Annotated in this window: 25 protein-coding genes; all 25 read right to left on the reverse strand. The window is 41.8% G+C overall.

The window, feature by feature from the left end:
• Window positions 1-39 precede the first annotated feature (39 nt).
• Window positions 40-990, reverse strand: a complete 951-nt coding sequence (gene whiA, locus LC040_14770; protein WLR50511.1) for a DNA-binding protein WhiA — start codon at window positions 988-990, stop codon at window positions 40-42.
• Window positions 991-1,036: 46 nt separating this feature from the next.
• Entirely contained in the window at window positions 1,037-1,996 is a 960-nt protein-coding gene (locus tag LC040_14775; protein WLR50512.1) for a YvcK family protein, read from the reverse strand.
• 1 nt (window position 1,997) lies between these two features.
• Entirely contained in the window at window positions 1,998-2,885 is an 888-nt protein-coding gene (gene rapZ, locus LC040_14780) for an RNase adapter RapZ (protein ID WLR50513.1), read from the reverse strand.
• 100 nt (window positions 2,886-2,985) lie between these two features.
• Window positions 2,986-3,444, reverse strand: a complete 459-nt coding sequence (locus LC040_14785) for an 8-oxo-dGTP diphosphatase (GenBank protein WLR50514.1) — start codon at window positions 3,442-3,444, stop codon at window positions 2,986-2,988.
• A gap of 379 nt (window positions 3,445-3,823) precedes the next feature.
• The gene (trxB, locus tag LC040_14790; protein ID WLR50515.1) at window positions 3,824-4,768 is read right to left on the reverse strand and encodes a thioredoxin-disulfide reductase; all 945 of its coding nucleotides are present in this window, start codon (window positions 4,766-4,768) and stop codon (window positions 3,824-3,826) included.
• A 109-nt stretch (window positions 4,769-4,877) separates the two neighbouring features.
• The gene (locus tag LC040_14795) at window positions 4,878-6,401 is read right to left on the reverse strand and encodes a tetratricopeptide repeat protein (GenBank protein ID WLR53310.1); all 1,524 of its coding nucleotides are present in this window, start codon (window positions 6,399-6,401) and stop codon (window positions 4,878-4,880) included.
• Window positions 6,402-6,587: 186 nt separating this feature from the next.
• Window positions 6,588-7,220: a bifunctional phosphoribosyl-AMP cyclohydrolase/phosphoribosyl-ATP diphosphatase HisIE gene (hisIE, locus tag LC040_14800; protein WLR50516.1), complete on the reverse strand. Its 633-nt coding sequence runs from the start codon at window positions 7,218-7,220 to the stop codon at window positions 6,588-6,590.
• The gene (gene hisF / locus LC040_14805; GenBank protein ID WLR50517.1) at window positions 7,217-7,975 is read right to left on the reverse strand and encodes an imidazole glycerol phosphate synthase subunit HisF; all 759 of its coding nucleotides are present in this window, start codon (window positions 7,973-7,975) and stop codon (window positions 7,217-7,219) included. The genes hisIE and hisF overlap by 4 nt, the downstream gene beginning before the upstream one ends.
• Window positions 7,972-8,709 (reverse strand): 1-(5-phosphoribosyl)-5-[(5-phosphoribosylamino)methylideneamino]imidazole-4-carboxamide isomerase, encoded by a 738-nt coding sequence (gene hisA, locus LC040_14810; GenBank protein ID WLR50518.1) that lies wholly within the window; start codon window positions 8,707-8,709, stop codon window positions 7,972-7,974. Before hisA ends, hisF begins: the two co-directional genes overlap by 4 nt.
• Window positions 8,709-9,344 carry an imidazole glycerol phosphate synthase subunit HisH gene (gene hisH, locus LC040_14815; protein WLR50519.1) on the reverse strand — a complete coding sequence of 212 codons (636 nt, stop codon included), beginning with the start codon at window positions 9,342-9,344 and terminating at the stop codon, window positions 8,709-8,711. The genes hisA and hisH overlap by 1 nt, the downstream gene beginning before the upstream one ends.
• On the reverse strand, window positions 9,345-9,938 hold the full coding sequence (hisB, locus tag LC040_14820) for an imidazoleglycerol-phosphate dehydratase HisB (protein WLR50520.1): 594 nt from the start codon (window positions 9,936-9,938) through the stop codon (window positions 9,345-9,347).
• Window positions 9,935-11,209, reverse strand: a complete 1,275-nt coding sequence (hisD, locus tag LC040_14825) for a histidinol dehydrogenase (GenBank protein WLR50521.1) — start codon at window positions 11,207-11,209, stop codon at window positions 9,935-9,937. Before hisD ends, hisB begins: the two co-directional genes overlap by 4 nt.
• A complete protein-coding gene (gene hisG, locus LC040_14830; GenBank protein WLR50522.1) occupies window positions 11,206-11,847 on the reverse strand; it encodes an ATP phosphoribosyltransferase in 642 nt (213 codons plus the stop codon). The genes hisD and hisG overlap by 4 nt, the downstream gene beginning before the upstream one ends.
• Window positions 11,844-13,028: an ATP phosphoribosyltransferase regulatory subunit gene (locus tag LC040_14835; GenBank protein WLR50523.1), complete on the reverse strand. Its 1,185-nt coding sequence runs from the start codon at window positions 13,026-13,028 to the stop codon at window positions 11,844-11,846. Before LC040_14835 ends, hisG begins: the two co-directional genes overlap by 4 nt.
• Window positions 13,029-13,221: 193 nt before the next feature.
• Window positions 13,222-14,397: an amidohydrolase gene (locus tag LC040_14840; GenBank protein ID WLR50524.1), complete on the reverse strand. Its 1,176-nt coding sequence runs from the start codon at window positions 14,395-14,397 to the stop codon at window positions 13,222-13,224.
• Window positions 14,398-14,504: 107 nt separating this feature from the next.
• Window positions 14,505-15,014, reverse strand: coding sequence for an acyltransferase (locus LC040_14845; protein WLR50525.1), 510 nt, complete (start codon window positions 15,012-15,014; stop codon window positions 14,505-14,507).
• The gene (gene ppaX, locus LC040_14850; protein WLR50526.1) at window positions 15,014-15,658 is read right to left on the reverse strand and encodes a pyrophosphatase PpaX; all 645 of its coding nucleotides are present in this window, start codon (window positions 15,656-15,658) and stop codon (window positions 15,014-15,016) included. Before ppaX ends, LC040_14845 begins: the two co-directional genes overlap by 1 nt.
• A complete protein-coding gene (locus LC040_14855; protein ID WLR53311.1) occupies window positions 15,648-16,583 on the reverse strand; it encodes a nucleoside recognition domain-containing protein in 936 nt (311 codons plus the stop codon). Before LC040_14855 ends, ppaX begins: the two co-directional genes overlap by 11 nt.
• Before the next feature lie 38 nt (window positions 16,584-16,621).
• On the reverse strand, window positions 16,622-17,440 hold the full coding sequence (lgt, locus tag LC040_14860; protein ID WLR50527.1) for a prolipoprotein diacylglyceryl transferase: 819 nt from the start codon (window positions 17,438-17,440) through the stop codon (window positions 16,622-16,624).
• A 462-nt stretch (window positions 17,441-17,902) separates the two neighbouring features.
• Window positions 17,903-18,838 carry an HPr(Ser) kinase/phosphatase gene (gene hprK, locus LC040_14865; protein ID WLR50528.1) on the reverse strand — a complete coding sequence of 312 codons (936 nt, stop codon included), beginning with the start codon at window positions 18,836-18,838 and terminating at the stop codon, window positions 17,903-17,905.
• Between the two features lie 176 nt (window positions 18,839-19,014).
• Window positions 19,015-19,377, reverse strand: coding sequence for a phage holin family protein (locus tag LC040_14870; protein WLR50529.1), 363 nt, complete (start codon window positions 19,375-19,377; stop codon window positions 19,015-19,017).
• The gene (locus LC040_14875) at window positions 19,374-19,577 is read right to left on the reverse strand and encodes a PspC domain-containing protein (protein ID WLR50530.1); all 204 of its coding nucleotides are present in this window, start codon (window positions 19,575-19,577) and stop codon (window positions 19,374-19,376) included. Before LC040_14875 ends, LC040_14870 begins: the two co-directional genes overlap by 4 nt.
• 19 nt (window positions 19,578-19,596) lie before the next feature.
• The gene (locus tag LC040_14880; GenBank protein ID WLR50531.1) at window positions 19,597-20,679 is read right to left on the reverse strand and encodes a DUF4097 domain-containing protein; all 1,083 of its coding nucleotides are present in this window, start codon (window positions 20,677-20,679) and stop codon (window positions 19,597-19,599) included.
• Between the two features lie 25 nt (window positions 20,680-20,704).
• Window positions 20,705-21,016 carry a DUF4870 domain-containing protein gene (locus LC040_14885; GenBank protein WLR50532.1) on the reverse strand — a complete coding sequence of 104 codons (312 nt, stop codon included), beginning with the start codon at window positions 21,014-21,016 and terminating at the stop codon, window positions 20,705-20,707.
• A 190-nt stretch (window positions 21,017-21,206) separates the two neighbouring features.
• Entirely contained in the window at window positions 21,207-24,074 is a 2,868-nt protein-coding gene (gene uvrA / locus LC040_14890; protein ID WLR50533.1) for an excinuclease ABC subunit UvrA, read from the reverse strand.
• Window positions 24,075-24,098 lie beyond the last annotated feature (24 nt).

A 24,098-nucleotide genomic window follows, 5' to 3' on the forward strand; every position in this document is an offset into this window, starting at 1 on the left:
TATCAAATCACCCATCACCGACACAGCAATGGCAACCGCTTATTTATTTGTTAGGGATTCCCCTCGTTTTAATTTATCTGCTATTTCATCTATTTTACGAAGCCGATGATTGACCCCTGATTTACTTACTTTACCACTTTCAACCATCTCACCCAGCTCTTTCAGCGTAACATCTTGGTACTTAATTCGAAGTTCAGCAATCTCACGTAATTTATCAGGCAACACTTCTAAACCAACATAGTCTTTGATGAAGCGAATGTTTTCTACCTGCCTCATGGCTGCCCCAATTGTTTTGTTCAAATTGGCTGTCTCACAATTAACAAGGCGATTTACAGAATTTCGCATATCGCGAACAATCCTTACATCTTCAAAATGCAGTAATGCTTGATGAGCCCCAATGATGTTTAAGAACTCTGTAATTTTCTCGCCTTCCTTTAAGTACGAAATAAATCCTTTTTTGCGCTCAAGTGTTTTGGCATTTAACTGGAAATCGTTCATTAATTCACAAAGTGAATGATTATGTTCTTCGTATAGTGAGAAAACCTCTAAATGATAGGAGGAGGTTTCCGGATTATTTACTGAACCTCCAGCTAGAAATGCCCCACGTAAGTAGGCTCGTTTGCAGCATGTTTTTCGTGTAAACGCTTTAGAGATTGTGCGGACAAAGGTAAAGCTATCTCCTAAAATACCTAAATCCTCTAACACTTCCTTCGCATTACTTTTCAACCGCACGATATAAACATTATTTTTCTTTAACCTCATTTTTTTGCGAACAAGAAGCTCGACCTCTACTTCAAATTGTCGTTTCAATAATGTGTATATACGGCGGGCGATGGCTGCATTTTCAGTTTGCACATCGACGTTGACTTGCCTATTTGCAAAAGATAGCGTGCCATTCATGCGAATTAGTGCAGATAATTCTGCTTTTGCGCAACAGCCACTTGTCTCAAGGTGGGTTAATTCTTTTTTTGTCTCTGATGCAAATGACATCGGTTGCCGCCACCCCCTTCATCCTTTTAACATACTCTATAAATATTTATCGTGTTAACAAGCGATAGAGTAATTTTGAAACTTTTATTGTATCATGACGGATCATGTCATTTTGTTCAAGTATAAAATTATCACTAAACACTTCTAACCCGAGATTTTGCAGCCTTGAAATATCTGCTGTTACTGGTACTGCCTGTTCTTTTTCATACCGTTTTAAAATGTAGGCCGGAATGGGCTCGTTGTTCACGATAATATAATCAACGCATGGCGCGCCTAAATGATCATATAACGCTTGAATATGGTCACTTGCCGTATAGCCTAACGTTTCTCCAGGCTGAGTCATCACGTTACAAATATACACCTTCTCCGCTGATGCTCGACAAATTTCATTACCAATATGATCGACAAGCAGGTTGGGAAGTATACTTGTATAAAGGCTGCCGGGACCTAATACAATTAAATCAGACTTCTTTATTGCGTCAATTGTCTCAGGCAACGCGTCCACATGTGCAGGTGTTAAGAAAACACGTTTTATCCTTTTATTATATGTGGGAATCTTTGACTCTCCGGATACAATCGTCCCGTCTTCAAGCTCTGCATTCAAAACGATACTGCGGTTGGCTGCAGGGAGTACTTCTCCTTTTACATTCAAGACTTTACTTGTTTCACGAATAGCATGAACGAAGTCACCAGTAATCGATGTCATGGCAGCAAGAAACAGGTTTCCTAGCGCATGACCATTTAAGCCGTTTCCATTCGTAAACCGATGTTGAAATAATTCTTCAAGTAGCGGCTCTACTTCCGATAAAGCCGCCAATACATTTCGCACATCCCCCGGGGGCGGAATATCCATCTCATTTCTTAACCGCCCCGAGCTCCCCCCATCATCAGCAACAGTCACAATGGCAGTGATATCAATCGGAAACTTCTTCAATCCTCTTAGCAGGACAGAAAGCCCTGTACCCCCGCCGATGACTGTTACCTTTGGTTTCTGTCCATTGGCCATGTTACTTTGTTTCCTTTCTTTTCTCTATATCACGGTGACTTCTTTGTGTCATATACTCTTCCATGAAATGCTTACCAATATATTCAGCAAGTGTTACCGAACGGTGTTGACCGCCAGTACAACCGATTGCAATAACGAGCTGACTTTTTCCTTCTCGTTTATATTGAGGAATCATATATGTTAACAAATCAATCAGCTTATTAAGAAAAGTTTGCGTTTCAGGCTGCTTAAGTACATAGCCGGAGACTTCCTCATTCAACCCAGTTAATGGTCGAAGTGAGTCAATATAATGGGGGTTAGGTAGAAAACGAACATCTAGAACAAGGTCCGCATCAATTGGGATGCCATGTTTAAACCCAAATGACATCACATTGATATTAAAGAGATTTTGCTTATTGTTTGCGAATTTATCAATGATCGCTTCACGTAGTTGTCGTGGTTTCATCGTCGATGTATTAATAATTGTTTGCGCGCGTCCTTTAAGCTCTTCAAGCATTTTTCTTTCATGCTTAATGCCTTCAAGCGGAAGCCCTCGTGGTGCAAGAGGGTGCGCACGTCTTGTTTCTTTATATCGGCTAACAAGTGATTGATCATTTGCATCTAAGAAAAGAATTTGAGGTGTCAGCCATTCTTGTTTGTTCATTTCATCAATTGCACCTAATAAACTTTCGAAGAAATCTCGGCCACGCAAATCCATTACAATCGCTGCACGATCCATTTTATTCCCAGATTCTTTCATCAACTCTAGAAATTTCGGAAGAAGCGTAGGCGGTAGATTATCCACACAGAAATAACCTAAATCCTCAAAGCTTTGTACTGCTACAGTTTTTCCTGCTCCAGACATACCTGTAATAATGACTAACTGCATATCATGACCATGTTTGCTCATGTCTCCCGCTCCCCCTTGTATAGAAATCTAGAGTGTCTTAATAATGAATGTCTTTTTCTATATCTATATGTTTATCAGCAGTTTGGTGCACCATGCTTTCTTATGATGGATCTAGACGATAAGAGATTAATTGAAAGTCTGGTGTATAGGTAAAGTTCCCGTAGATAATCCCATTACCTTTCACGACGTAATCAATAATATGATGATCCCCAGGTGCCATTGGCAAATCCTGTACTGCTTCCACTTCATGCCATGCAATCTTTCCTTCTTCTGATTCGTTTACATTTGTTCCATCATATTCCGTTGCGAAAAACGTAAACATCATCCATTCTGAAACAACACGGTCACCATCTTTTATCGTAAACGTAAAAATCCCTTTTACGTTCGGGTTCTTAAGATAAATGCCTGTTTCTTCCCGAAACTCTCTTACAACCGTATCTTTAATTGATTCTCCCTGCTCCATCTTTCCGCCGGGGGCTACCCACCATCCGCGGCGAGGTTTTTGAAGCAGCAATACTTTGTTACCTTCTTGTAAAACACAATTTGTTACACGCTGCATATTCTCATCTCACCTCTCACGCTCTCTTATTTGGAAAAGGAGCCAGTGAATACCCTTTACATAACTCTTCTGACATTATACTATTATTTACATATGCTCACAATGGAGAAACTTCCCGTTCAGCTTTAATGATCAGATGACCAGATAAGTCATTGTAACTATGAAAGAAAATGTTCGATACTGCTATATTCGTATTTTATTCCTAATTTATCTCTCATGAGCTGAAAATAGGCACAGGGATGCCCTGTGCCAAATGAATTAATCAATATAAAAAAGGGGGTCAATTGATTAACTTCATCTTAACGAAAGTTTGTTGCATCTTTATTACAACAGCGTTAAAACAGGGTTACTTCTCTGTTAACTCCCCTTTTTTTAGATGTTAAACTCCTAGCTCTTCCTTCAGCTCTTCAATGTAATGTTGTGCGCTTTGTGCAGCAATACTTCCATCACCTGTCGCTGTGACAATTTGACGCAAAGTTTTCTCACGAATGTCGCCTGCTGCATAAATTCCTGGGACCTTTGTCTCCATTTGATCATTGGTTTCAATGTAGCCCATTTCGTTTGTAATACCAAGGCTCTTGAACGGTTCGCTTAATGGAATCATACCAACGTAGATGAACACACCATCTGTTTTGAATTCTTTTTCTTCACCTGTTTTCTTATCAACCAATGTCACACTTCCAACCTTGCCGTCTTTATCATTAATTTCTTTTACGACATGGCTCCAGATGAAGTCAATTTTTTCATTATCAAAGGCACGTTTTTGTAGAATTTTTTGAGCGCGAAGCTCATCGCGACGATGGACGATCGTTACTTTTGAAGCAAAGCGTGTTAAGTAGACACCTTCTTCTACTGCAGAGTCACCGCCACCAACAACGACTAGCTCTTTGTTCTTAAAGAATGCACCATCACAAACTGCGCAATAGGATACGCCACGACCGCTTAGTTCTTCTTCGCCTGGTACACCGATTTTTTTGTACTGTGCACCTGTTGTAATCAAAACAGTACGTGCTTTGTACTCCTTGCTTCCTGCTTTTACAATTTTGTATTCTTTTCCGTCAATGACTTCTTTAATGTCACCATACGCATATTCTGCACCGAATTTTTTCGCATGCTCAAACATTTTATTAGATAAATCCGGCCCTAGAATATGGTCATAACCTGGATAGTTCTCAACATCTTCTGTGTTTGCCATCTGACCGCCAGGTACACCACGTTCAATCATTAATGTATCGAGATTTGCACGTGACGTGTACACAGCAGCTGTCATTCCTGCTGGTCCTGCTCCGGCAATAATCACATCATAAATTTTTTCTTCACTCATTTTCTTCACTCCTTCACCGTAAGCACAATTTCCTGTTTTTCAAAACGGACAATATTTTCTGTACGTTTACTATCGTAATAAAAATCATGTGTTGTTGCTATTAAAATGCTCAATTTATTAATGTTTTAACAGTCTTCACATATTTACTTAATGTCGAAACAGATATTCCGTGATATTCCGCGATCTCTGTTTGGGTTTTTCCATTATTACTTTCTCTGCGCCAAAGGTATTCGATTGCTGCTGCCCATGCACTCGGATTTGTTAATTTGTAATTGGATTCAAACGCATTTGCCAATATTGTAAAGCACATCATATACAAATCCTGCACCTGTACTGTATGCACTTCATCATGGATTAGTGAAAACAGCATTTGTGCGATATCTATACCTGTAATCATATTTCGTTCTTCCGGCGTTGCAGTAGCATGTTCGTAGTCCCCTTGCTTTAACAAGGCGATCGCAAAGGTTTGTAAGAAGTGATCAGCTTCCTCAGCAGTTGCAAAATCCTTAATCATTGTGATTGCTTCATCATTACCGTTTTGAAACAGCGCAAACAAGGCGAAATACTTCGCCGCATCAGAGTCTGCCTCATATAACACTTTATAAAAATCGTCGTACATTTGCGTTTCAACTTTTTCAGTAACTTTGTTAACGTCTTTCCACGGCTTTAAACCTTCTTTATCAGGCTCAAGCTTTGTAAGCTCACTCCAAGCTTGTTCTGCAAACCGCTCATTACCTAACTGATAGGCAGATACGGCAAGCCAATAGAAGAAGCTCGCGTCACCTTTGTATCCTTTTTTATAAAGGGAACGAAGCCAGCGATAAGCTTGCGCGTAACTTCCGAGCATTCCAAGTGTTGTACCAAGTTTGTTTCGTTGCTCTATCTCTATAGGGTATACCCGTTCTAGTTGTGTTTGGAACACTTTTGTTTTTGTCTTATCTCCAAGATAATGACAGAAGACGGCCATATTACAGAGCGCATGAAGATTTCCTTCATTCTTCTCAAGTACTTCTTCTGTCAGCTGAACGGCTTCTGTCGCAAGCCCTCGGTAGAAATAAGCAAGTGCTAAATTGTTATAAGCTGCCCAAAATTCGGGGTAATCTTTGATAACCTCTTTAAGCACACCTTCTGCTTCTTCTAACTTCCCTTCTTCTAGAAGCTTCTTTGCTTCTTCATGACGGATAATTAAAGCTTCTTCCGCTTGAAGGGAATCGCCTGTTTCATCATCTAAGCTATCCTCAAGCTGCAGCAATTGCAGTAATTCATGGGCATCCTCTGCATACTCCCCATCAGGTGCCTCTCTCAAATATGCTTCTATATGCATCCGTGCCTCATGAAACAAACCAAGGTATGCATAATTATTTGCCAAGAAGTAATAACAGTCCGTCATCTCCGGCTCTAACTCACGTAAAACCTTCTCAAGCATCTCATTCGCTTCTTGATAATGTCCAAGTTCAGCCGTGACAATTGCAAGCTGGCACAAAAATGTAGGTTCTTCTTCATCCATGCTCGCAGCACGCAATAAATAATGCCTTGCTTTTTTCAGATCACGTTGCTGATATGCTTTCAGGCCTTTTTTGAAAAAATGTTCACCATCTTGTATAAAAGGAATTACCTTTCCTTGTTTTTTCATAAACTTCACATCAGTCCTCATAGATCCTCCGAACGATCATTAGTTTTTACCGACGATAGTATAACACACTTACCAAAATGCTCGGAGAACAAACATTAAATTCTCATCTTTTCAATATTAGTATGGTTTTCATTCTTACACAAGCAGAAAACCGCTGTAATTTCAACAGCGGCTTACTCTTGTTCGTTATTTTTTCGTCGTATGACGTTCTTCTAAGACGTTTAACACCTCATCAAGCGGTAGCTGTTGTTCACGGAGCAGCACAAGTAAATGATACAATAAGTCTGCTGACTCCCACTTCAACTCTTCTTTATCACGATTTTTTGCAGCAATAATAACTTCAGATGCCTCTTCGCCAACCTTCTTCAATATTTTGTCAACGCCTTCTTCGAATAAATACGTCGTATAGGCACCCTCAGGGCGTTCAGCCTCCCGTTTAGCGATTATTTCCTCAAGCTGCGTAAGAATGGCAAACCGATCTGCTTTCGGTGCAACCTTTTTCTCTAGCAGCGATTCGCTAAAGCAGCTATATGTACCTTTATGACAAGCAGGACCTGCTGGATCAACGAATACAAGCAATGCATCCTTGTCACAATCCCAGCGGATATCTGTGATTGTTTGTGTATTTCCTGACGTTGCTCCTTTATGCCATAGCTCCTGTCTTGAACGGCTCCAAAACCATGTTTCAAGTGTATCTAGTGACTTCTGCAAGGATTCTTTATTCATGTAAGCGAGTGTCAACACTTCCTTACTTGCGGCGTCCTGGACGATTGCCGGAACCAAGCCTTGCTTATCAAATTTAATATCATCTATGTTCATCGCACGTTCACCCCTCGTTGTCTTAAATAATCTTTCACTGCTTGAACAGATGTCTCTTTATAGTGGAAGATCGATGCGGCAAGCGCTGCATCAGCTTCCCCTCTTTCAAAGCTTTCAACAAAATGCTCAGCATTCCCTGCTCCGCCTGAGGCGATAACTGGCACCGTTACTGCCTGGCTGATCGTCTTTGTTAAATCAAGGTCAAAGCCTGTCTTTTCACCGTCTTTGTCCATAGAGGTTAATAAGATTTCTCCTGTGCCGCGGCGAACGGCTTCTTGTGCCCATTCAACAGCATCCCAGTCTGTCGGCGTTCGACCACCATGTGTATAGACACGCCACGAGCCCGTCGTTTCGTCAAATTTCGCATCAATGGCCGTCACAATGCATTGCGAACCAAAGTAATCTGACCCCTCAGTAATTAATTCAGGACGCTTCACAGCAGCTGTGTTAACAGAAACCTTATCAGCACCTGCACGTAAGATGCGCTTCATATCTTCAAGTGTATTGATGCCGCCCCCAACAGTAAAAGGAATCGCAAGCTTAGCCGCCACTTGCTCAACGACATCCACCATTGTTTCTCTTCCTTCATGTGAGGCAGAAATATCAAGAAAAACTAATTCATCTGCACCTTCTTGGTCATAAAATTCAGCAAGCTCAACAGGGTCTCCAGCGTCTCGTAATTCAACAAATTGAATCCCTTTTACAACACGACCTTCTTTTACATCTAAGCACGGGATTATTCGCTTTGTAATCATCCTCGCACCGCCTCATTTAAAGCATCACGTACAGTGAATTTTTTCTCATAGAGGGCTTTTCCGATAATGGCACCGCTAACTCCTGAATCTTGATGCTTTCCAAGCTGACGAACATCATCCAGCGAGCTGACACCACCTGAAGCAATGACTTGTTTACCAGTCGCCTTTGCCATATCAACAATCGCATCTGTATTCGGCCCTGACATCATGCCGTCCTTCGATATATCTGTAAAAATAAACACCTCTGCTCCAGCATCCGCAAGCTCTTTGCCAAGTTCCACTGCTTTCACTTTCGATGTATTTAACCAGCCTTCTGTTGCGACATAACCATCTTTCGCATCAATGCCGATTGCAATTTTCTCACCGTATTGCTTTAACATTTTCCGAACAAAATCAGGATTTGAAATCGCTGCACTGCCGAGAATAACCCGGTCCACTCCATTATCCAGATATGCCGCTACATCTTCTTCTGAACGAATGCCGCCGCCGATTTGGACTTTTACATCTAACTCTTTGGCTGCTTTCAATACATGTACATCATTCACGCGCTTGCCAGCTTTCGCCCCATCTAAGTCAACCATATGAATCCACTCTGTACCTTGTTCAGCAAAAGCCTTCGCCATATCAAACGGAGAATCTCCGTAAACTGTTTCCTTATCATAATCCCCTTGTAATAAGCGCACACACTTGCCCCCGCGCATATCGATAGCAGGATAGATTGTAAACTGACTCATCACTTCTTCTCCCCTTCCACAATGGCTGCAAAGTTCTGTAGAATTGACATACCGATTTCACTGCTTTTCTCTGGATGGAATTGTGTGCCGTATACATTGTCCCGCCCAACAACAGCTGGGACATCTACATCATACGCACTGCTCGCCAGAATGACATCTGTATCATCTGTATCGATATAATAGGAATGGACGAAATAGACATGGCCTTCTTCCACACCTTGCAGGAGATGGTTTTTTCCATGTTTGAAATCAAGCTTGTTCCAGCCCATATGAGGCACTTTATAACGTGTTCCGTCAGCTGTAGTTCCTTTGAAATGAATCGCTCTCCCCTTTAAGAAAGACAACCCTTTCGTCAAACCGTTTTCTTCACTCTCTTCGAATAACAGCTGCATGCCTAAACAAATACCGAGCAGTGGTTTTCCGTTGCTCACTTCTTCTTTTATATAATCTGTTAAGCCCTGTTCGTTTAAAATCGCCATTGCATCACGAAAAGAACCGACACCAGGGAGGATTAAACCTTTTGTTTTCTTAAGTTCCTCTGTATCATCTGTGACGATATAATCGTAATCCATTCGTTCTAATGCCTTACTAACGCTGTATAAGTTCCCCATTCCATAATCAATAATCCCGATCATTTACAACATTCCTTTCGTAGAAGGCACACCCTTCACGCGCGGATCTACTTGTGTTGCTTCATCTAAGGCACGGCCTAACGCTTTGAAGACAGCCTCAATCATATGATGTGTATTGTGACCGTAATGAACAATGACATGCAGGTTCATACGAGCTTCAAGGGCAAGCTTCCATAGAAATTCATGGACAAGCTCAGTATCAAACGTACCTACACGGCTGCTTGGAAACTCTGCACGAAACTCCAAATGAGGACGATTGCTTAAGTCAACAACAACCTGTGCTAATGCTTCATCCATCGGCACAAATGCATTCCCGTAACGCTTAATTCCTTTCTTATCTTGCAGTGCTGTTTGCAATGCTTGGCCTAAGCAAATCCCGATATCTTCTGTTGTATGATGGTCATCAATTTCGGTATCCCCATCTGCCTGCAGCTCCAAATTAAAGTGGCCATGCTTTGTAAATAAATCGAGCATATGTGTTAAAAACGGCACACCTGTTTCAAGCTTTGAAATCCCGCTCCCATCAATTCCAAATGTAAGCGAAATGTTTGTTTCATTCGTTTTGCGTTCAATTGTTGCCTGACGTTCTTGTGTCATTTCTTCTCCCCCAATCGTTTCTCCACACTTCTTGCATGTGCTTCAAGACCTTCTAGTCGTGCAAGAGCTGCAATCTTCGGTCCATTGCTTCGAAGGCTTTCAGCGCTATATGAAATAATACTTGATTTCTTCATAAAATCATCGACATTCAGCGGACTTGAAAAACGCGCTGTGCCATTTGTCGGTAAAATGTGATTTGGTCCTGCAAAATAATCCCCAACAGGCTCTGAGCTGTGTTCACCTAAGAAAATGGCGCCTGCATGACGGATTTTCCCTAAAACCCCCATCGGATTCACAGTCATCACTTCCAAATGTTCAGGTGCAAGCTCATTAACGGTTTCAATCGCATCATCTAATGTTTCCGTGACATAGATTGCGCCATAATCTCGCACAGAAGCTTCTGCAATTTCAACACGCGGAAGCTTTGCAACTTGCTCTTCAACCTCTTTCGCTGTCTGTTCAGCAAGCTTCATAGAAGACGTCACGAGCACACTTGAAGAGCGTGGGTCGTGCTCTGCCTGTGAAAGAAGGTCTGCGGCAATATACGAAGCTTTTGCCGTTTCATCTGCAAGAACAACAATTTCACTCGGTCCTGCAATCATATCAATATCAACCATACCGAATACTTCACGCTTAGCTAGTGCGACAAATATATTGCCTGGGCCTGTAATTTTATCAACGGGTGCAATTGATTCTGTTCCGTATGCAAGTGCGCCAATGGCTTGGGCTCCGCCAACTTTGTAGATTTCACGAATTCCCAGTTCATTTGCAGCAACAAGAACGCCTGCTGGAAGACTGCCATCCTTTTGCGGCGGCGACACCATTGCAATTCGCTTCACACCTGCTGCTTGGGCTGGAATGACGTTCATTAACACAGACGACGGATATGCAGCTGTTCCACCTGGTACATAGACGCCTGCAGCATCTAATGGGGTAAGCTTCTGCCCAAGAATTGTTCCGTCTTCTGATGTGGTCATCCATGATTGCTTCACTTGACGCTTATGATAGTCATGGATATTTTCTGCAGCTTCACGTAAGTAACCAATCAATGTATCATCTATTTGCTTATATGCTGCTTCTATCTCTTCATCTGTAACAAGCAATGAATCAAGCTTTACACCGTCAAACTTTTCAGTATATTTTGCTAAAGCTTGGTCCCCATTTTCCTTCACATCTTGTAATATAGTTAACACAGCTTGGCGCTGCTCTTCTGTCCCGCTGTCAATATCACGCTTTAGGGAAATGTCTTCTGTGACGCGTACAATCTTCATACTTCCACCCCTTCTTCAACAACTCCTGACAGCCGTTCTACCATTTCATCAATACGCTTATCCTTTAGACGATAGCTAACAGGATTCACAATAATTCGGGACGTAATATCTTGAATATGCTCTAATTCAACGAGGCCATTTTCACGTAACGTTCTGCCTGTTGAAACAATATCAACAATACGGTCAGCAAGCCCAATGAGTGGTGCAAGCTCAATTGACCCATTTAACTTAATAATCTCTACTTGCTCGCCTTGCTCACGGAAGTATTTCGAAGCAACTGCTGGATATTTCGTGGCAACCTTTGGTGCAACATCGTTCCCGTTCGCATCTGGCAGACCTGCTACGGCAAGGTGACACGCACTAATCTTCAGATCCAGTACTTCATAGACATCTCGCTCTTCCTCAAGCATTGTATCCTTTCCCGCAATACCTAAGTCTGCTACACCATGCTCGACATATGTTGGTACGTCCATTGGTTTAGCAAGAATAAAGCGCAGCGACTCTTCTGGCACATCAATAATTAATTTACGAGAATCATCGAATTCAGGCGGAAGACGATAGCCTGCTTTTCGTAACAATTCAGCTGCCTCTTCAAAAATACGCCCCTTAGGCATCGCCATTGTTAAAAAATCACTCATGCTTCATTCTCCTTTCCAGCCGCCCCAAGACAATAGACAAGCTCATCATATCGTTTCGTTAATTCATCGACTTGCTCAACACCCGCGATATTTTGAATGACAACTCGCTTACCTTCAGCCCGGTAATGAGCTGCTAAACGAATCGCTTCATCTTTGCGCTCTCTACTAAATAAGATTAATGTTCGTTCAATTTGCTCTTCTGGTGTATCTAATGCTTCTACAAGCCGGTCTAACCGAATGCCAAACCCAGTTGCAGGTGTATGACAGTTAAATTTCTTAAGAAGCTGGTCATAACGGCCACCGTTACAAAGCAAGAACCCAAGCTTCTCAGCATAGCCTTCAAACAAAATACCAGTGTAATAGCTCATATGACTTACAAGGTTCAAATCAACCTTCACATATTCCGTTACGCCATAAGCCTCAAGTGTTTCCCACAGCTCTTCAAGCTCATCTAATGCCTGCAATGCAGCTTTATTGTTTGTCAGCTTCCGTCCAGCTTCGATTTTGTCTTTCCCTCCGCGAAGGTTTAATAGCTGTAGAAGCACTTGTTTATCAATTGATGAAAGCGGCAAGTCTTTTACATGTTCACGATAGCCGACATAATTTTTCTCATATAAATAACGACGCAATACATCTGCTCGCTCATCATTGCCTAAGACGTCTAATGACAAGGCATTTACAAACCCAATATGGCCAAGTGCTACGGTAAAGTTTTCAAGGCCTGTGTTCTTCAATGTATGTACCATAAGTGCAATGACTTCCGCATCTGCACTGCTTGTACCATCGCCGATTAGTTCTACACCCACTTGTTCAAACTCTGCTGGGCGTCCACCTTCACGCTGCTGAGCACGAAACACATTTGCATCATATGCAAGACGAAGAGGCAAGCCTTGGTCTTGCAACCGAGATGCCGCAACCCGAGCAATCGGAGCTGTCATATCAGGACGGAGAACAAGTGTATGACCTTGCTGATCTAACAGCTTAAATAACTGCTGGTCAAGGATAGCAGATGCTTCTCCAACCGTTTCTGAGTATTCCAGCGTTGGGGTTGCAATTCGTTCATACCCCCATGCATCAATTTCACGCTCCATTTTTTCTCGAACTTTCTTTTTCGTTTCATATAACTCAGGTAATGTATCACGCATTCCAAGTGGCTTTTCAAACATAAAGAGCTTTGACACGCTATCAACACCTTCTTTATTTATATTTATTTCAAGCGAAAATACTTTAGTTCGCTAACATGGTAACAAGATGAATTATTATGTAGTCTACACAGAAAATAAACGAACGTCAACCGCAAAAACTCTTAATTTGAATAAAAAAGGTTCACCTTAATGTATTCTCTCTCCATTAAGATGAACCTTTTTCTTATTATTAATGTTTTAAATAATCAAGAGCAAATCGACTCATCACTTTTATGCCTGCACTAATTGCTTTTTCATCGAATATTAATGATGGATGATGCAACGGATATTGAGAACGCTCATCTTCGTTGTTCGTCCCAAGACGAAACAGCATACCAGGCACATGTTGAAGGTAGAAAGAAAAGTCCTCCCCACCCATGGCTGGATTCGGCAAGTACGTAACATTCTTACCACCTAATGCAACAGTAGCACTTCTTTCAAATGTATTCACTAATTCAATATTGTTAATAAGCGGCGGTGTTCCTTTATGATAGGTCAGCTCTGCTGTTCCTCTATGGGCATTTGCGATATTGGTAATAATGCGTTCAATCACCTCAGGCATTTGTTGTTGAATTTCTTTGGAGGTCGTTCGTACCGTTCCTCCCATTGTAACCTCTGGGGCGATAATATTATAAGACGACCCACCAGCAATTTTGCCAATGGTGACAACAGCTGATTCATAAGGTGGTAATTCTCTTGAGACAATGGTTTGCAGTGAATCAATGATCCGGGCTGCGATAATCATCGGGTCAACACACTTATGTGGATATGCCGCATGACCTCCCTGCCCTTGAATGGTGATATCAAAATAATCACTCGCCGCCATAATAGCCCCTTTACGAAGCCCAACCTTGCCTGCTTCTAATTCAGGCCAACAATGAAGACAGACGATCGCATCTACATCAGGATTTTTAAGCACACCAGCTTCAATCATGCTTCGTGCACCTTTCATGCGCTCTTCTCCTGGCTGGAAGATAAACTTAATCGTTCCTTCTATATCTGCACGAAACTTTGATAATATGACTGCAGTTCCAAGCAGAATCGACGTATGCACATCATGCCCGCATGCGTGCATAACCCCTTCATGCTGGGATTCAAATGAAAGCCCTGTTTGTTCAACAATCGGCAATGCATCCATATCAGCACGAAGCCCAAGTGTTTCACCCGGCTTGCCGCCTTCTAATATGCCGACAACCCCTGTTCCTCCGACATTTTCCTGCACTTCAAGGCCCAGCTTCTTCAGTTCCTCTGCAACCTTTTTTGATGTACGATATTCTTTCATACTCAGCTCAGGGTGCGCGTGTAAATCACGTCGAAAATTTATAATTTCACCTAAATAATCATTTACAATTTTGCTAATTTCCATTTTGTTACTCCTAACCAAAAAGTTCTTCTTTATAACTATATCTATATTTCCCCAAAACGCAACGAGAAAATAGAAAAAACTGCCGACGATTCATGTCAGCAGTTTTCCTATTTGCTTTCTCTCGCTTCTCGTTCTTCTTTTGTATAAATAATTCGCATCGGATTGCCGCCAGCAAGCGCTCCTGCTGGTACATCTCTATGTACAAGTGTTGCAGCTGAAACGACCGCTCCGTCACCAATTTTCACCCCTGGAAGAATGGTGGAATTTGCGCCGATCATAACCTCATCACCTATTTCAACCTTGCCAAGACGGTATTCTTCAATTAAATATTCATGTGCTAAAATCGTTGTATTATAGCCTACCACCGAATTACGCCCAACTGTAATCAATTCAGGAAACATAATATCTGGGACAACCATGAAAGCAAATGCCGTCTTCTCACCGATTTCCATCCGCAAAAATGTCCGATAAAGCCAATTCTTCAGCCTGAAAGATGGCGTATAACGTCCTATTAAAATAATGATGACGTTCTTTAGCACCTTCATAAAAGGAACAGTACGGTATACTTGCCAAAGAGAATTAGAACCAGTTACTGGATAACGGGTCGTCCTTCTCACTAAGCATCTACTCCAAGAATTCTCAAAATATCAGACATATGCTCAAACATATAGTCTGGCTTTAACTCCTCTAAATGCTCACGTCCCTTTACAGTCCATGCAACACCAGCTGTTAATGTTCCTGCATTCTTACCCGCTTCAATGTCATGGTGATTATCACCAATCATGATCGCTGTCTCTGCCTTTGAACCAAGCTGAAATAGAGCAAGGTTAACTGGCTCAGGGTTTGGCTTTGCATTTGTAACATCATCTAGCGTAACGACGACTTCAAAGAACTCTCCAAGTCCTGTCAGCTTTAAACCCATTTCAACCGTTTGACGTAGCTTTGTAGTCACGATTCCAAGCTTATACCCTTTCTTATGCAGAGCTTGAATTGTATCAAATACTCCGTCAAACTCTGTTACAAGCTCATCATGCTTGTCGTGATTAAATGTACGGTATACTTTGACCATTTCATCTACTCGTTCAGGGTTCAAAGCATGGAAACTGTCATAAAGAGGTGGTCCGATAAATTGCAGAACATCCTCCCGCGTATATTCACCTGGAAAGTATTGTTCTAATGTGTGCAAGAATGAGTTTATAATTAAATCATTTGTATCAATTAATGTTCCATCTAAGTCAAAAAGCAGTGTATCAACCTTCATAAGTGGCTTCCTTTCTATGCGTTTGTTGCAATCTATTCCATACAAATCCGATAACAGCCGTTAATAAGACAGCTGTTACAAGCCTAACAACAAGTAAAGGCCAAACCGGAATACCTAATGGAATAAAAATAAGTGTATCTTCTACTACAGCGTGGCACGCGACAAGAAAAATAAACGCTAAATATAAATCTTTCTTCTCCACACCATCTTCTTTCACAGCTTGAATCATAACACCTGCACCGTATGCTAGACCAAACACAAGTCCAGCAGCTAACGTTGTGGATGTATTCTCTTTCATGCCGAGCATTTTTGTGAAAGGAGATACCCAGCGTGAAAAAGTATCAAGCCAAGATAGGTCTTTCATAATTTGAATAAAAACCATTAGCGGTATAACAATTGCCGCTAACTGCAGAATCCCAAAACCAGCCTTCTCAACTGCTTCTAGAGCAATATTGCCCCAGCCTGTTATTTCCTTGTCTGAGGAAGGGACCATTCCGTATTTCGCAAGCTCACTGCCTCCATTCCATACAAGGTTAATAACAACCGCGGAGACAAGAGCAAGACCAATCCGGACAAGCGCCACAACCCACAGCTTAATACCAACCTTTGCTGCAACGGTCGATTCAATCAATAAGTTATGTGAAAAAGACAGCATAACCGCAAGAATGAAGACTTCCTTCACCGTTAAATCAAGCGTCAAGATCGCTCCAATAGCAGCATATAGATTTAGAAAATTACCTAGCACTAAAGGAATGGATGCATCCCCAGATAAGCCGATCCATTTCATCAAAGGCTCAAGCTGTTCAATTACCCAAGGCAATACAGGCGTATACTGCAAAAATGTCACAATCAACGTAATCGGAAAGATCACCTTTCCGAGTGTCCACGTTGTTTTCAACCCCGCTTTCAAACCGCGCACAACCATCTGCACTTTTGTTCCTCCCCTTCACCAAATCGAAATCATTACTTCTTTACTGTGTCTAAATAATTGATTTTCGCATAACCTTTAACCCGTCGAAATACCCACAAAGCAATAGCCGCCACAATTAAAGCAATGGAAATAACTTGGGCCATTCGCAAAGAGTTTGTCAGCATTAAACTATCAGTCCGCATTCCTTCAACAAAGAATCTCCCTAACGAATACCACATCACATAGCTTAAGAAAATTTCTCCGCGTTTTAAATTAACTTTACGTAAGGCAATTAAAATCACGACCCCTGCAAAATTCCAAATCGATTCATACAAAAATGTCGGATGGTGATAAGCACCATTAATGTACATTTGGTCAATGATGAAATCAGGCAAATACAAACTTTCAAGAAACTGACGTGAAACCTCTCCGCCAAAGGCTTCCTGATTCATAAAGTTTCCCCACCGCCCGATTGCTTGACCGAGAATAATGCTTGGTGCGGCAATATCAGCTAAATGCCAGAACGAGAACCCTTTTTTCTTCGTAAAAACATAGCCGGTAATCAAAGCACCGATTAAACCGCCATGAATCGCAAGCCCGCCTTCCCAAATGGCAAAAATATCGCCAGGGTGCTGTGAATAATAATCCCACGTAAACAGCACGTAGTAAGCTCTTGCAGATAAAATCGCAATCGGTATCGCAAATAATACGATATCTGTAAATGTCTCTTTCGGATAGCCGTGCCGTACGCTCTCTCTTGTAGCTAAATAAAGTCCAAGCAAAGCGCCGGTAGCAATAATTACGCCATACCAGTAGATTGTAAGTGGTCCTAGTTGCAGGAACACTCGGTCCAACTGCTGGATCTCTTCCATCTCTTCAACTCCTTCTCATCAACAAAACCTTTCATCTAGAAGCGTGCAAAGCACAACGGAGTGGAGCTCCGCCCTTTTTCAACCTCTTCGAATACTCACCTTGAAACTTCAATAAAAGCGGTGTGAGCGCAACGGAGTGGAGCTCCGCCCTTTTTCAACCTCTTTGAATACTCACCTTGAAACTTCAATAAAAGCGGTGCGAGCGCAACGAAGTGAAGCTCCGCCCTTTTTCGACCTCTTCGAATACTCACCTTGAAACTTCAATAAAAGCGGTGCGAGCGCAACGGAGTGGAGCTCCGCCCTTTTTCAACCTCTTCGAATATTCTCCCTGAAACTTCAATAAAAGCGGTGCGAGCGCAACGGAGTGGAGCTCCGCCCTTTTTCAACCTCTTCGAATACTCACCTTGAAACTTCAATAAAAGCGGTGTGAGCGCAACGGAGTGGAGCTCCGCCCTTTTTCAACTAGAAGTCATCATAATCTGTATCTTCAATAACATCTGTCAGACGGTTTGAAAATTGTTCAGCCGCGTTAACTCCCATTCGTTTAAGACGGAAATTCATCGCCGCTACTTCAATAATAACCGCTAAGTTACGACCAGGGCGAACAGGGATCGTCAGCTTCGGAACGTTCGTATCAATAATTGTCATCATTTCTTCCTCTAGTCCAAGTCGGTCATATTGCTTCGTGTGATCCCATAGTTCCAAATTAATAACAAGAGAGATCTTCTTATAATTACGAATCGCTCCCGCCCCGAACAATGTCATGACATTAATGATGCCGACTCCACGGATTTCTAGTAAATGCTGAATAAGCTCAGGTGCATTCCCTGTTAGTGTATGTTGGTCCTCTTGGCGGATTTCAACACAATCATCCGCTACAAGACGATGTCCACGCTTCACAAGCTCAAGCGCGGTCTCACTCTTACCAACACCACTTTTTCCAGTAATTAAGACACCGACACCATAGATATCGACAAGAACCCCATGAATCGCAGTACTTGGTGCCAACTTACTTTCTAAATAGTTCGTCAGCATACTAGACAAGCGTGTTGTCTTATATGGTGAACGCATAATAGGTACGTCATTTTCTTTAGAAGCCTCAATTAACTCAGCCGGGATATCTAGTTCTCTTGAAATAAACACACCTGGCGTAATGTCGGTACATAACCTGTCCATCCGGTCTTTCCGTTCACTTGAATTCAAACGGCTAAAAAACGAAAGCTCTGTTTTACCAAGCAGCTGCAGCCGTTCTGCAGGATAGTAGGTAAAATAACCAGCCATCTCAAGCCCAGGCCGTGAGATATCACTTGTCGTAATCGGACGATTAATTCCCGCTTCACCGCTGATTAATTCTAATTTAAACTTTTCAATGACATCTTTTGTCTGTACCTTCGCCATTGCTGATTCCCCTTTGTAGTATATTAATTTGAACCTGTGCATTTTATCTGCAAAATCAACTAATGAATTCGTTAATCAGTTGATTCTTATTGTAGCACTTTTTTCAAGTACAAAAAAAGCAGAACCCCCGTCTATACACCGATAAACAAATAAAAAATGCCCCTACAACAGGAGCATTAGCTGCGCTTTTCTGTAAATCGCTCAATCACGAATTTCTGAAGCAGTAAATTTAATAACGAAATAATAATAGAAGCAATGATTGCTGTGCCAAATCCATCAATGACAAACGAATCACCCATCAACCCTTGCGTAATCATAAGCGTAATCGCATTGATAATAAAGAGAAACAGCCCTAACGTCAGTACCGTGACAGGTAAAGTGAGCAGTATAAGGAATGGCTTGACGATCACATTTAAGATAGACAGCAATACACTTGCTATGATTGCTGCTCCAATTCCTTCTAGATAAAAGGAATCCATATAGCCCGCCACAACTATCAAAACGATGCTGTTGACGAGCAAATGAACGAGCCATCTCATGACTCAATAACCCCTGTATCACGAGGAAGGACAAATGATGCAATTACATAGGCAAGCGCTAACGGAAAGACTGTTGTGGCAATCATTAAGACGACGAAAATGATGCGGATAATCGTCGGGTCAACATTAATATACTCCGCAATACCGCCTAACACACCGCTAACTTTTCGATTTCTACGTGAACGATATAATTTCTTCATTACACACACCTCCAAAAACTTATCGATGCTTCACAAACACAGAGCCTGCTTTCGCCTCTGCCTCTAGCTGTAATGAATGCTCACTTCCATCATTCGTTGTGAATTTCATTTCCTTTTGGACAACATCTTTTGTTTCATTCATCGTACTGATATTTTCTAAGTAACAACCAAACCGGCCTAGATTTGATTTCAATGTACCGTGAACTTCAATATTCTTTGGTACAAATACATCGATACTGCCTGTTTTTGTATTCAGAAAGATACTGCGACTGTTTGAATCTGTAAGTGTACATTCAATATTCCCGCTAAAGCTTTTTAAGTCTACTTTTTCATAAGACCCGTGCGTAACGATGCGACCATTTAATGTTTCAATATCAAGGTCTTTCGCCTGACTGTGTTCAAGCATCACTTTTCCGTTCGCTGCTTCAAGCTCAATATCTGTTCCTTGAATACGCGCAAATCGAATGGCACCATTTGCTGTTTTTGCTTGCAATGATTTCACTTCAAGCTTCTCTCCTGACACTTGGCCATTAAATGTACGGATATTAATTTTCTCATAATGTGAACGAGGGATATAGAGAACAGTTTGGACTTTAATCGTTTTGCGTTGCATGGAGAAGTACATCCGCTCACCTTCCACTGTAAAGCGAGCATCTTTCAAAAACTCTTCTCGTGCATGCTCTTCATCTCGTGCCTTAAATACTTGCACATCACATTCAATCCTCACATCCTGCTCATCCCACGGCATACATTTGACGCTTCCATTCGCAATGTCTACATAAATGCTTTTCAAATCGACATCTTTTTGCTGAAAAATGTGATTGACTGCATACGACGTACCAAAATTAAAATCAAAATCCACATCTTTAATTTTCTTAATCGCCGTTTCGACGAAATCAGAAAATCTCGGTCTTTTTGCTTCTTTCTTATGTGTAGACTGCTCGGCATTTTCCCAGTCAACATCTACTGAAAGCGAAGTATCAGTTGAATTCGGCTCAACATTTCGGTCCCGCTCTAATGATTCAAGTAATTTAAGTGCTTCTTCCGCTGAAAGCATTCCATCTTCCACCATCTTCAAAATACGCTTACGTTCGTCCGCCATCCTGCTTCCTCCCTCATCATTTGGATTAATCATTTAATACCTTTACACCTTTAATAATATTCCAGATCAACACGACAAGATTCACACCACCAACAATTAAAGCAGTAAACACAAGCAGCCAAAAGCTCGGCTCCATATTTGCCAACCCATTTGCCACGAACACAAGAACCGCTGCGACAATTGTAATAAACGGAATTAAATGTGATAACAACGCCGATTTGGCGTGCTGCTTTGTACTCATATCACTTGAAACAATATATACGATTATTGGAAAAATAAACCCTGCAAAGAAAATACTAAAATAACAAAGTGATGAAAGAATTCGGTTTGTCTCCATAATATCCTTCTCCTCCCTTGTAAAAATATATACGTATGTGTGGGCCAAATGTTTCAACGTTTGCTTCATAGTTGAAAATATGCAGAGTCAATTCGGCATATAAAGGAAATACCCGATAACCTGCTGACTCACACAGATCATCGGGTATTTTTCTTTAGAAAAAGGGGGAGCTAAAATAGTTCTAACTTACTTAGTTCACTTCCGCCTTTTCAATTCGAGCTTCCATTCGTTTGCGGTCTCGTTCGATAATTGGCTTCATATACTGACCTGTATATGAACGTTCTTCTTTGCATATTTCTTCTGGAGTTCCGGTGGCGACGATTTGACCGCCTTTTTCACCGCCTTCTGGACCTAAATCAATGATATAATCGGATGCTTTAATAACATCAAGGTTATGTTCAATAACAAGCACGGTATCTCCATTTTCAACAAGACGCTGCAGTACTTTCAGCAAACGGGCAATATCGTCCACATGCAACCCTGTTGTCGGCTCATCCAGAATATACAGCGAACGACCTGTTGAGCGTCGATGCAGTTCGGAAGCAAGCTTCACACGCTGAGCCTCACCACCTGATAGTGTTGTGGCAGGCTGTCCAAGTGTAATGTAACCGAGTCCTACATCAAAGATCGTCTGTAGCTTACGCTTAATTTTCGGGATATTGCTGAAGAACTCAAGCGCATCCTCGACTGTCATATCAAGAATATCAGCAATATTCTTGTTCTTATATTTCACTTCAAGCGTTTCACGATTATACCGTTTCCCATCACACACTTCACAAGGCACGTACACATCTGGAAGGAAGTGCATTTCAATCTTAATAATCCCATCACCACGACATGCTTCACACCGTCCACCTTTCACATTGAAGCTGAAACGGCCTTTTTTATAGCCGCGCATTTTTGCTTCATTTGTTTGCGCGAATACGTCACGAATATCATCGAACACACCTGTGTAGGTGGCAGGGTTGGAACGTGGTGTACGCCCGATTGGCGATTGATCGATGTCGATTACTTTATCCAGCTGCTCCATTCCTTTAATTGTTTTATGAGCGCCTGGTTTACTCTTTGCACGATGAAGCTTTTGGGCAAGGGATTTATAGAGCACTTCATTGATAAGTGTGCTTTTTCCAGAACCAGACACACCTGTGACACATGTAAAGAGGCCAAGCGGGATGCTGACATCGACGTTTTGCAAGTTATTTTCTTTCGCACCTACAATCTCGATTTTCCGGTCACTAGGCTGTCTCCGTTCATATGGAAGCGGGATGAACTTCTTCCCTGATAGATACTGTCCTGTAAGAGACGAATCATCATTCATCACTTCTTTCGGCGTACCTTGTGAAGTAATTTTCCCGCCATGCGCACCAGCTCCTGGACCAATGTCAATTAAGTAATCAGCCGCAAGCATCGTATCTTCATCATGCTCCACAACAATTAGTGTATTCCCGATATCACGCATATTTTGCAGTGTGCGAATTAGTCGATCATTATCTCGTTGGTGAAGGCCGATTGACGGTTCATCTAAAATATAGAGGACACCCGTCAGCCTTGAACCAATCTGTGTCGCCAGACGAATCCGCTGTGCTTCACCACCTGACAACGTGCCTGCTGAACGACTTAATGTTAAATAATCAAGCCCAACATTGACGAGAAAACCGAGCCGTTCTTTAATTTCACGCAAAATCATGCGTGCAATTTTCATATCTTTTTCACTTAATTGCAGCCCATCGAAGAAGTTATATGAATCTTGGACCGAGCGATCCGTTACTTCACCAATGTGCTTGCCGTCTATCAATACAGAAAGGCTTTCTTTTTTCAAGCGGTGCCCTTTACAAGATGGACATGCTTTCTGAGCCATATATTTTTCCATTTGCTCACGGATATAATCTGAGCTTGTTTCTTTGTAACGGCGCTGCACATTGTTGACAACACCTTCGAAATAAATATGGTTTTCGCGTACTTGACCGAAATCATTTTCATAACGGAAATAAACTTTTTCCTTGCCGCTTCCGTAAAGAACTTTATCTAACTGACTTTGCGGAATATCCTTCACAGGAATATCCATATCAATGCCGTAGTGATTGCAGACACTTTCTAATAGCTGAGGGTAATATTGCGAACTAGTTGGTTCCCATGGTGCTAGCGCATGGTCACGCAACGAGCGTTCCCAATCAGGAATCACAAGATCAAGGTCGACCTCAAGCTTTGTACCAAGCCCATCACATTTCGGACATGCTCCATATGGACTGTTAAATGAAAACATGCGCGGCTCTAGCTCACCAATTGAAAAGCCACAATATGGACAAGCATGATGCTCACTGAAAAGAAGCTCATCTCCATCAATCAGGTCGATTTTTACTTTTCCATCTGCTAGGCGTAAGGCGGTTTGTAAGGAATCTGCAAGACGAGATTCCACACCTTCTTTGACGACAATACGGTCAATCACAACTTCAATTGAATGCTTCTTATTCTTCTCAAGCTCAATCTCTTCTGTGACTTCACGCATTTCCCCATTCACACGAAGACGCACATAACCCTGTTTCTTAATCTCTTCAAGCGTCTTCACGTGCGTACCTTTTCGACCTGATACAACGGGTGCTAATACTTGAAGCTTTGTCCGTTCTGGATATTCGAGAATTCGGTCCACCATCTGCTGAATTGTTTGCGATGTAATTTCAATTCCATGCTTCGGACAAATCGGCTTACCTACTCGTGCATATAATAAACGCAAATAATCATAGATTTCCGTAACCGTTCCAACTGTTGAACGCGGGTTTCGGCTTGTTGTTTTTTGGTCAATTGAAATCGCTGGTGAAAGTCCTTCAATTGAATCAACATCAGGCTTATCCATCTGACCGAGAAATTGACGCGCATATGCTGAGAGGGATTCAACGTAACGCCGCTGCCCTTCTGCATAAATCGTGTCAAATGCTAATGACGATTTCCCCGACCCTGATAATCCTGTTAAGACAACAAGCTTATCGCGCGGAATTTCTATATCAACATTTTTTAAATTGTGGGCGCGTGCCCCTTTTACGATAATATCTTTCACAGACATCGCCGTCATCCTTCCGCTTTCTAT

The organism is Bacillus tianshenii, assembly GCA_020524525.2.
GTDB lineage: Bacteria > Bacillota > Bacilli > Bacillales > Bacillaceae_N > Bacillus_AV.